The 9,603-nt window shown below is 46.3% G+C and carries 6 protein-coding genes and 1 pseudogene; 5 read left to right on the forward strand and 2 right to left on the reverse strand.

Features of this window, described 5'->3' with window-relative positions; genetic code table 11:
- Nucleotides 1–199 precede the first annotated feature (199 nt).
- Together LLG96_00855 and LLG96_00860 are read right to left on the reverse strand one after the other, a co-directional pair.
- The gene (locus LLG96_00855) at nucleotides 200–1,081 is read right to left on the reverse strand and encodes a hypothetical protein (protein MCE5248746.1); all 882 of its coding nucleotides are present in this window, start codon (nucleotides 1,079–1,081) and stop codon (nucleotides 200–202) included.
- A 262-nt stretch (nucleotides 1,082–1,343) separates the two neighbouring features.
- On the reverse strand, nucleotides 1,344–4,523 hold the full coding sequence (locus tag LLG96_00860) for a heparinase II/III-family protein (GenBank protein MCE5248747.1): 3,180 nt from the start codon (nucleotides 4,521–4,523) through the stop codon (nucleotides 1,344–1,346).
- A 412-nt stretch (nucleotides 4,524–4,935) separates the two neighbouring features.
- Here LLG96_00860 and LLG96_00865 point away from each other — a divergent pair.
- From LLG96_00865 to LLG96_00885, 5 genes and pseudogenes are all read left to right on the forward strand, one after another.
- A pseudogene (locus LLG96_00865) lies at nucleotides 4,936–5,109 on the forward strand (transposase).
- Between the two features lie 297 nt (nucleotides 5,110–5,406).
- Nucleotides 5,407–5,985 carry a hypothetical protein gene (locus LLG96_00870; GenBank protein ID MCE5248748.1) on the forward strand — a complete coding sequence of 193 codons (579 nt, stop codon included), beginning with the start codon at nucleotides 5,407–5,409 and terminating at the stop codon, nucleotides 5,983–5,985.
- Between the two features lie 67 nt (nucleotides 5,986–6,052).
- A complete protein-coding gene (locus LLG96_00875; GenBank protein ID MCE5248749.1) occupies nucleotides 6,053–7,543 on the forward strand; it encodes a T9SS type A sorting domain-containing protein in 1,491 nt (496 codons plus the stop codon).
- Nucleotides 7,544–8,057: 514 nt separating this feature from the next.
- Complete coding sequence (locus LLG96_00880) at nucleotides 8,058–8,594, forward strand: Lrp/AsnC family transcriptional regulator (protein MCE5248750.1); 537 nt, start codon at nucleotides 8,058–8,060, stop codon at nucleotides 8,592–8,594.
- Nucleotides 8,595–8,835: 241 nt separating this feature from the next.
- Entirely contained in the window at nucleotides 8,836–9,372 is a 537-nt protein-coding gene (locus tag LLG96_00885) for an Lrp/AsnC family transcriptional regulator (GenBank protein ID MCE5248751.1), read from the forward strand.
- The last annotated feature ends 231 nt before the right edge of the window (nucleotides 9,373–9,603 follow it).

Here is a 9,603-nt window from a genome sequence, read left to right on the forward strand (position 1 = left end):
GTATGGTCATGATGGTTATTCATGAAAAAAATTCAACGCAAAGACACGGAGTAGGGGAAATTCATGAAGTACCCCTACAATGTTACATCGGTCAGTTACGAAAAAACAAATCCGCAAAAATCCTCGTTCTACTGAATTTTTTGAACAGATCGGGCTGAGTACGGACGCTTGATATTCAGAAAAAGAATATTCTCTATCATCACACAAAGATATCATTGTCACCGCCCTTTTTTCCCCGCCTGATAACTATCTGCTGCTCTCGTTCAAGACAACGGACAACCTCGATGATACGCGCCTGCGATTCTTTAACCACAGACAATCTCATCGGCCCCATGTACTCAATTTCATCATTGATCATCGTTTTGACACGGTTTGAAACATTCCCGAAGATCAGGTCCTTCAATTTCTGTGAAGCGCCTTTCAGGGCAACCGCCAACTCCTTTATATCGACTTCCTTGAGAACGAGTTGAATGGCTCGGTCATCGAAACCCAGAAGGTCCTCGAAAAAGAAGAGTCTTTCGTGTATCTTATCCACGAGGGCTTCGCTCTCCTCGTTCATCCTGGCAAAAATGTCGTTACGAATGTCGCTGTCGAGGGATTCGAATATCGGCGCGAGAAAGACAATGCCAGCTTCGGGCTCGGGAAAGCCATGGGGAATATCCGCCAGCATCTGCTGGATCGAACCGATCTGGTCCGGAGACATTTTCTCCATGGCGGCGACAGACAGAATAATGTCCGTCGGCGAAATAGCGTCGAGCTGCGCGATGCGCATAATCAAATCGACCTGAAGGTCCCCGGGCATGGTACTCAGCAGCCGCGCCGCTTCGACCGGATCAATCTGTGAGAGCATGACCGCGACAAGCTGAGGAAACTCCTGCTCGCTTCGCCGGAAGTCGCCGTTGAGCACCTTGCTGGTAAAGTTCATATCATGCGCGGACTGGTACACAAGCTTGATGGCTTCCTCTTCCGTCAGGGCAGTGACCTCCCTGGTATTCTTGTCGAAGGAAATCCAGAGGTCCGAGGTCGTCCGGTAGAGCATGACAGCCTCGTTTTCGTACATAAGCTCAATGCGGTAGTCCATGTTGTTTGCCCCGGCGGTTATATATCAACCTGAATTTACCTGAAAATACATTTGGAATAAAATCCTCCTGTCCTTCGGACATCCCCCCGAAAAAGGGGGACACGGTACAGCTGAGGGGGGCCTGCGGTCGACAGGGAACTCAGCCCCCAGTACATCGGTATCACGTACCGAAATTCAAGATTCAAGTTCTCAACTACACATCACGGGGGACGAACGACGCGAAAGCCGCGAAAAAGGATTCCCCCGTGCTTCCTGTAGATGCCTATTGAAACACCACCGTTCCTTCACCGGCGGGCAGTTCGATGATACACGCCTTTCTTTCAAGATCATATGTCCATTCCGTCACCCGTTTGCCATTCAGGATAACCTGCGATGGCCGCGATCCCGCACCCAGCGCGACTGTACCGGTGGTGCGGTGATAGTACTTCACAGTTCTTTCACCGATTTCGCAGGTTACCGGTTTCTTCGCATCGAGCAGGAGGCCGCTGTCACGGGAAAGCGTCGTACACACAGCCGCGAAAACTGTCGCGCCTTGTTCGGTAATCGCACAGGCATCGGTATCGAGCGAACCGAAATGGTAAACCGCGCCGGGCCGCGTTGAAAAAGCGAACGGAACACCGTCGATCGAACCGTACATGCAGTTTCCTCCTTTCACTGCCTGTATGTCGGGTTTACCGCCGTCCGTCGTTTTCAGAATATTGGCCAGAACGAGGGGAACGCCTGTTGTTCTCGATGTCACGGTCAGCATGCCCTCGCGTTCGAGGGGCTTTTCATTCATGAGCGTTTCGGTGTAATGAGGAGTTTCCACCGCGGCAATCTCACGCTGTTCGGGACAGAGGTGCGCAATATTGAGTGTTTTGCCGTCAATGGTGATTCCCGACAAATCATTTCCTGCGGCAATATTTTTCAGGAACGGCGTCTGGTACAGGAGGGTGACATCGACATCATTATCCTCCGGTATGACCGTATCGATCATCAGGAGCGTGCGGGGTTTGAGATAGAGGACATTACGCCTCATTTCCTTCACCTTCCCCCAGTAGAGCCGTCCGATGTCGCCGGACGAAAAGGCAGCCGATTTCCCATCGAGAAAATGATACAGAAACGCATAATCATCGAACCCTTTCGCCATTTCGAGCGGATCACCCACGCGCTGGCTCTGGTGGTTATGGTCGATGAGAATGGTGGAATGGCCGATGGGCTGCGTATACCATGATTGATAGAGCGGATCGGTATAGTAGGAGGCGCCGTGACGTTCCTCGATAAAACTGCTGCCACGGTCGGAGAGCCAGAACGATCCCTGGTCAAGGTGCTGGTGGTTGTAGAATGCCCCGGTATGCATGACGAACACAAAATCGTCCGGTTCCCATCCGCTCTTGAACACGGTGATCCCCACATCGCGGAATACCCTGACGGGAGGCTCGTCGAACGGAGGTTTCTTCGGAACATCCCATGTCTCGTAGAGGGCATCCATGAAAGTTTCTCTGGCGTTCTTCGCGGAGGGTGCATCGGCAGTTTTTGTTTCAGGCCCGTATGATACATCGTATTTCAGGAAATTGTACAGCCATCCGAGCTGCGGGTCCTTGTATTTGTCAAGCAGCCACGCCCAGTTGGTCAGCTCCGTGATTTCGCTGTCGGAATCGCCGAAAAAGAAGGCTTTTTTCTTCTTCACGATTCCCGCCCAGATGAGTTCCGCATATGAACGGTCGATCTTCCCGGACATATCGATTTTGAAAACATTCTCGACAGCCGGCAGCGAATACGACCAGGAATACATGGAAAAATCGTAATACCCGTACCCCTCTCCTTGCGAGCCGTCACTGTCAAATACTTTCTGGATAAGATCGTAATCTTTCAGTATGGCGCCGGTGAAATACGGTTCGAGGTCGCCGAGTCCCGTATCGTCACCGTATATGGCTGCCTGGCACATGAGCGAGCCGCCGGTGATATGAGCCACCCAGTTCGAGGTGTTGTTCGTGACGAGATTGTCCTCCACATATCCTTTGTGGCAGCCGACAACGACATTCTTCATCATGGCGTCCCGGATAATTTTCCGCTCGTTTTCACTCATGAGATCATAGAGGAGGTCGTATCCAACGGCGAGCTCCATGCCAAACTCACCGATGGGATAGTATATGTGACGGCCCCGCTCGATGAACCAGGGGTGGAGCCAGTATGGGAACGCACCCAGTTTGATCATGAGATTTTTCCCGTACTCTCCCGCCTCGTTGTCGCCGAGGAGACCGTACGCAAACGCACTGTAATAGACTCCCTGTCTCCAGACTCTGAGACGGTCGAACCAGGGATAAATCGAGGGCAGTTGATTACCCGTGTGAAGGACCGTATTGAACTGGTCGATCTCGAAGATGATTGAATCGAGGGGATTATTCTCACGGGTGTCACGGGCCTGTTTGAGGATATTATCGGCGACCTGTTTGAAACGCTCGCTTTTAAGACGGGCTTCGACGCGTTTCTTTCCCTCGGAATCAAACCATACACGGGGATGGTTCCGGCCGAGATTCTCCGGAGCTATGTAGAACGTACATTCGGTCCCGGAAAGTATTTTCTTACCGTCATATGCCCGGAGATCCGCATGGTAGAGACCCTCGGGAAATGACAGCGTAAAAGCCGCTGACCATTCATTTCCCTTCTTTCGCAGTTCCGCAGTGTACACTTCCTTCGTGCGTTCGGTAAACGGCGTCACCGTAATGGTCGCTCTGTCCGCATCGAGCGGCCACTGTCCCCTTACCGTAAAGGTTTCCCCTTTCCGATAATGTCTGTCGGGAATATACGGCGCCCACTCCGAAAGCTTGTGCATGACAGGTTCGGCAAACTTGAAATGCACGGCCCGGGCGCCTTTGAACGTTATATCGTCAAGACCGAGATAGAACGGCATTTCCGGGTCCGCATCGGGGATTTTCACCAGTACCGCGAGGGCATATACCGGAACAGCTTTCTTCCCGGCAAGCCGTGGATTCTCAAGAATGAGGTCATTATATGAAACGGTTATCCATTCCCATCGGTTTGTTGCGGGATCGGTGATTGTATAGTCTACTTTGCCGTCGTCACCCGCGGCGAGGCGTATTTTCAGAAACTCCACGGGAAGATTTGACTTGAGATAGAATCTGAGTGAAATGGTCACCCCCGGAGTCATATACATGTCGAGTTTTTTCTGAGCGCCGGCATAGGTATCGACATTGGTATAAGGGGTAACCTTCTGAACGATGGAAATGTTCGGATCGCCGGGGACGATCATCCCGACCCTGAAATTGGGATCATACGCCGTATCCTGCCAGAGAGGATATGACGCCCAGGCCTGAAGCTCCTGCGTTTCAAAGTTTTCCGCATACGTAAAAGATTCCAGAGATTCATCGGCATGAACCGTAATAATTGACATCGCTCCTAATAGTACGAGCACAACAGCGGCACACAGGCAGGTTTTCATATACTAAATCCTTTTCTACAGGGATTCCCCGCTTTTGTGAGGCGCAATCCGAACACAACCGGTAATCCGGCCCGTCCGGATGGTCATTACACATTCAACAGCAAGCCGGGTAATATTGATAAAGAATATTCATAATCGATACGCTAATCAAGACATATTACATAAAATTTGGATAAGCAAAGATTTTTTCACTACGATATGGAGAGAACATTTATACCTACAATCTATATTCCCCATATTGAACCAATAAAATGCCTGATGATACTTTCGTATGATGTTATAATACAACAATTAACAATCGTATACGACCGATAAATCATGATCACCCGGAGGGTGAAAGCATGAAAATGGGTTTTTGATGGAGTAGTGAATTACCAAGACAATTGGTGCTCCAAGAAAAAACAAACATTAGTCGCTTCGCAGCCTTCTCGTAAAACTGATTAAGATTGGAGCCAAGATTGTCAGGAACAGCAGATATGACACATTTCAAATGGCTGAAGATGCAATAGGAAAAAGGTTGTTTGCCAAGATATTATACCGGATAGAACGATTGCGCTACCATTCTCTCTATCCAGAATGTTATTAGAATTGATTTAATGGATACATGTCTTTGAAACGTAGTATTTCAATGCATAACACACATGTACATAATAAAATTTGTCGGTAGTATGAAAAAAATAATTGCAAATGCATTATTTGAAAGTATTATTCGGTTATCAATAAGTTTCCAAGGTATTTTTTACTGCTCGAAATATTGGTATGGGAAATCCCGGATAATGATTTTTATGCACTGATGATGCCCTTGATTTTCAAGTGGAAGGCAAACAGGAAAATGATTAATAACACTACCCACTTCAACTTACTGAGTAATAAGAAGTCCGTCATGATACTGTTAATCCATAGCGTCTCGGTTGTACTTCTCATATTTTTTATACTGCCGCTACAAGTTCACGCTGAAAGGATTTATACTCACTACTACTCAGAACCCTCAATAAGCGAAATCGGCGATATTGCGATTGATTCAAACTGTGTCTGGCTCGCATCCGTAAAAGGTATTGCCCGATATGACAAAAAAACCGGTATGATCACGAAATACTCTATTTTCTATTCGGCGTATGACTGGCCTTATCAATGGGCGACGTCTATTATTGTCGATGCAAGCGGGACTGTTTGGGCGGGCACCTATGGGGCCGGACTCATGCAATTCGATGGTGATGGTTTTTCATTCTATGACGCTGCTGATGAGCCGGAAGATAAGGAGATCCGTGATATTGAAATGGATAAGGACGGCACCCTCTGGATGGTTACGGAAAAAGGTGTAATCGCCTATGATGGGACTGAATGGCATATATATGATGGAACCAATGGCCTGCCTTCAGCAACAATATTCTACGACGTCTCTATCGGTGATGACAATACGGTCTGGGTTGCTTCAAGCAGGGGGGCTTTGCCGGAATCGTGATGGAAGATGGACATTATTTCGAGCGGTTGAGGAAAGCTCTCCGAACAATTATTTCATACATGTGGCTATGGATAAAAACGATACTGCCTGGATAAAAACGCTTCAGCGGGGAATGGTGCGTTTCGATGGTTCCGGATTTACATTTCTATCGGGAGATGAAAACTTTCCGGAAAATTCAACAACCAATATTGAAATCGGGCCCGACGGAAATGCATGGGTGGGGACGTTAAACGGATTGTATAAGTATAGTGGTGAATCGTGGGAAGCGGTCATACCAGCAGAAATTGAAACTTCAGCCGACACTTTTAAGAAACTGGCGTTCGATATCAACGGCGATATTTATATTGGTCTGGGATTTGGACTGGCAGTGTATAATGATGAAGGATTTACACAAATCAATCTGGAAACGGCTCCTCCAACAAATACAATCATGTCTATGGCGTCCGGGAATTCAACGGTTTGGATTGGGTATAATATGGGTGACGGTGTCGGATGCTATGACGGTTCCTCTTGGCGACGGTTCACCATGGACCACGGACTTCCCGGTGATTACGCTCGGGATATTGCCGTCACCGATGACGGTGTTCCCTGGTTCGCGATCCATGATGCTATCGCATATTACCAAAATGGTTCATTTTTCAGTAAAAAAGTATTCCATGATCTTTCGGGTGACGAGCAATACGTTGAAGAAATCGCTATAGCTCCCGATGGAAAGGTATGGTTCAGGAATGGGTATAACCATATAGGTTTTTATGATGGTGAAACATGGAATTATGAGAATTTGAACGGTCTGATTCCATATTCCTACGGCCTCAGCGCAGTTTACATCGACAGTAACAACGATGTCTGGGTCGGAACTGACAACGGGGTTTCAAAATACGATGGGAATTCCTGGCATACTTTCAGCGTTGCTGAAGGATTCCTCCCGGGAGGTGTCAACAGAATCGCGGAAGACCATGCCGGTGTCATGTGGTTTACATCACCTCGCGGAATCGCACGGTTTGACGGTCGCTCATGGACAACATTTGACACTATATTGGGTGAGCGTCTTGAGTATGTCCTGTCTATAGCAATTGACAACGATAACGTTAAATGGTTTGGAACACAATATCGAGGAATTTTCTGGTTCGACGATAAGGTCTGGTATAATAAAGAAATGAAAAATGGATCGAAGTATATCAATACGTCCGATATTACTGTCACGGAAGACAATACGATATGGTTTGCCACAGCTGAAGGTCTTTTGAGCAGCAAAGATAAAGATGAGAGCAGTGTTTCAGAGCAGACAGCATTTCCCCGCGTACAACTTTCTTTTCCCTCCCCAAACCCATTCAACCCCTCGACCACCATCGGATTCACCCTACCGGAGCGGATGAACGCCACGGTCGCAGTTTACAATGTCGCCGGGCAACGGGTCACAGTGCTTCACGACGGTTTCCTTGACGCAGGCAGCCATTCACTCGTGTGGAACGCCACCGGGCAAGCCGCAGGAGTGTATTTCTGCCGTCTCACCGCAGGGGAATATACAGCGACGCAGAAAATGCTTTTCGTGAAATAGGGTGCGACTGACGCGGGGAAAGAAAAAACCGGGCCTCACGAGTGGGATTGTCGTGTCAGGTTCCCCGGAGCATGACGAATGCGAGACAAAATTAAAGGAAAGAGAAATCATATATTTCTGATGAAAGTTTCTATGCATATCAAAAAGGATAGCCAGTTTAATTTTTCATAATATATACGTGTATATCATTGTTCCCGATAATTTTTTTACCTCTATTATTTATGGTAGTTATAGATAGTATATAAATCCCGATCTGTTCACAAGATTTTGATAGAACACGATTTGCGCGGATCGTACGGATTTATTGCTATTTTACTGTCAACAAATCCTCAACATATTGCAATTATGTATGTTATACTTTTTAGTGCCAGCGAAATTATTTTTACGAATTATCGGGGATAGATACGATGCATTCGACAAATAAATCTGCGCTTCGTGGTAATTCTTCAAATCCCGTTGTATTTTCTTGACATTTGTTCAAATAAAAGATATTTTTTAACAATCGGAGATATAGATGAAACCACTGGATGATCTCGATATTAAAATAGCCACATTCCTTGGCAATAATGTCCGGGCCTCAAACCGTGAGATAGCCCGCCAGCTTGGCATTGCTCAGACCACAGTCCGCGACAGACTCAAAAACTTGTTTGAAAGCAGAAAACTCAAGATTTCTGCACTTTTCGATATAGAAAAAATTCCGGAAATGCCGGCCATCGATCTTGCGATAATAGGAATTAAACAGACCGGCCCCCCGGATTATACTATTCAAAAACTTTCCAGAATTCCTTCCGTTTTATTCGTTGCTTCGGTTACCGGCTCATATGATATCGTTGTCGGTGTCGCTACTAATTCACGGAAAATGCTGTTACATATCATTGCCAATGAAATAGAGAGCATTGATTCGGTGTTCGATTCGGAAACATTCGTTGTGCTTTACAATACCGGATTGTATGTTCCCGCCGAGACTATGAATTATTTGAAAAGATACGATGAGATATCAAAAAACCCACAGGCGACTTTCCCAGATGCGGATACCGATAATAAGCAATAAAATCCATATTATGAATTTCTGACATTTTTTATTACTGTACCCGATGTCACATCCGATTTTCCGCTTTAATTTCCAAAATAGTGCACCCCACAAGAATCTACTGCGGTTATAGTGGAATAACCGTTCCCCTGCTCCCATAGGTAAATACAAATAAATATAAGTGTTATAATCGATGCGAATAACCGGTTTTTTTTCTTGACATTATATCAAATGAAAGATATTTTTCTATATAGGGGTGCATATGAAGCATTTAGACGATTTGGATATTAAGATTGCAACATTTCTCGACCAAAACGGCCGCGCCTCAAACCGTGAAATCTCACGTCAGCTCGGTATCGCGCAGTCGACCGTAAAAGACAGACTCGCACATATGTTCGATAGCGGCAAGCTGAGAATATCCGCTCTTTTTGATATAGAAAAAATTACTGAACTTCCGGCGCTTGATCTTGCTATAATCGGTATTAAACAAACGGGTCCACCTGATTATACCACTCGAAAATTATCTCTGATACCGTCGGTCATTTTTGTAATGTCCGTAACCGGAACCTATGATATAATAGCAGGTATAGTTACAAATTCACGAAAAATGCTTTCGCATATCATTACTAATGAAATCGAGTGCATTGATTCGGTATTCGATACCGAGACATTTATTGTTCTCAACAATATCGGTTTATATGTCCCAGCTACAGTAATGAGCAGCTTGATGGGATGTAACGAGGAAGCGAAAAAATTTAACACACAAGAACAGGGGGTGATAGCGGAAAAAACAGTATGAACTACTTTTTGGTAAAGTAACATGTTCACTATGTGGCATTAATCGATCAGGGGGAAATGTATGAAGAAATTTGCAATTCTTATGTGTGTTCTTGTTTTTGTAGCGACGCAGGCATTTGCTGCGAATTTTGCGCCGACGCTGCTGAAAATTTCAGCTCCGTCCGTCGTGCAGTACGCTTTTGACGGGAAAGACGTGAAGATACCGGTGAAGGTAACGGGCACGCCTGCGAAC

The organism is bacterium, assembly GCA_021372535.1.
Taxonomy (GTDB): Bacteria; Latescibacterota; Latescibacteria; order Latescibacterales; family Latescibacteraceae; genus JAFGMP01.

Bases quoted from the DNA above. Each gene is read 5' to 3' on its own strand.
- LLG96_00885 (MCE5248751.1), top strand. From the start codon at position 8,836: ATGAAGCATTTAGACGATTTGGATATTAAGATTGCAACATTTCTCGAC.
- LLG96_00870 (MCE5248748.1), top strand. From the start codon at position 5,407: ATGATACTGTTAATCCATAGCGTCTCGGTTGTACTTCTCATATTTTTT.
- LLG96_00855 (MCE5248746.1), bottom strand. From the start codon at position 1,081: ATGGACTACCGCATTGAGCTTATGTACGAAAACGAGGCTGTCATGCTC.
- LLG96_00880 (MCE5248750.1), top strand. From the start codon at position 8,058: ATGAAACCACTGGATGATCTCGATATTAAAATAGCCACATTCCTTGGC.
- LLG96_00875 (MCE5248749.1), top strand. From the start codon at position 6,053: ATGGATAAAAACGATACTGCCTGGATAAAAACGCTTCAGCGGGGAATG.
- LLG96_00860 (MCE5248747.1), bottom strand. From the start codon at position 4,523: ATGAAAACCTGCCTGTGTGCCGCTGTTGTGCTCGTACTATTAGGAGCG.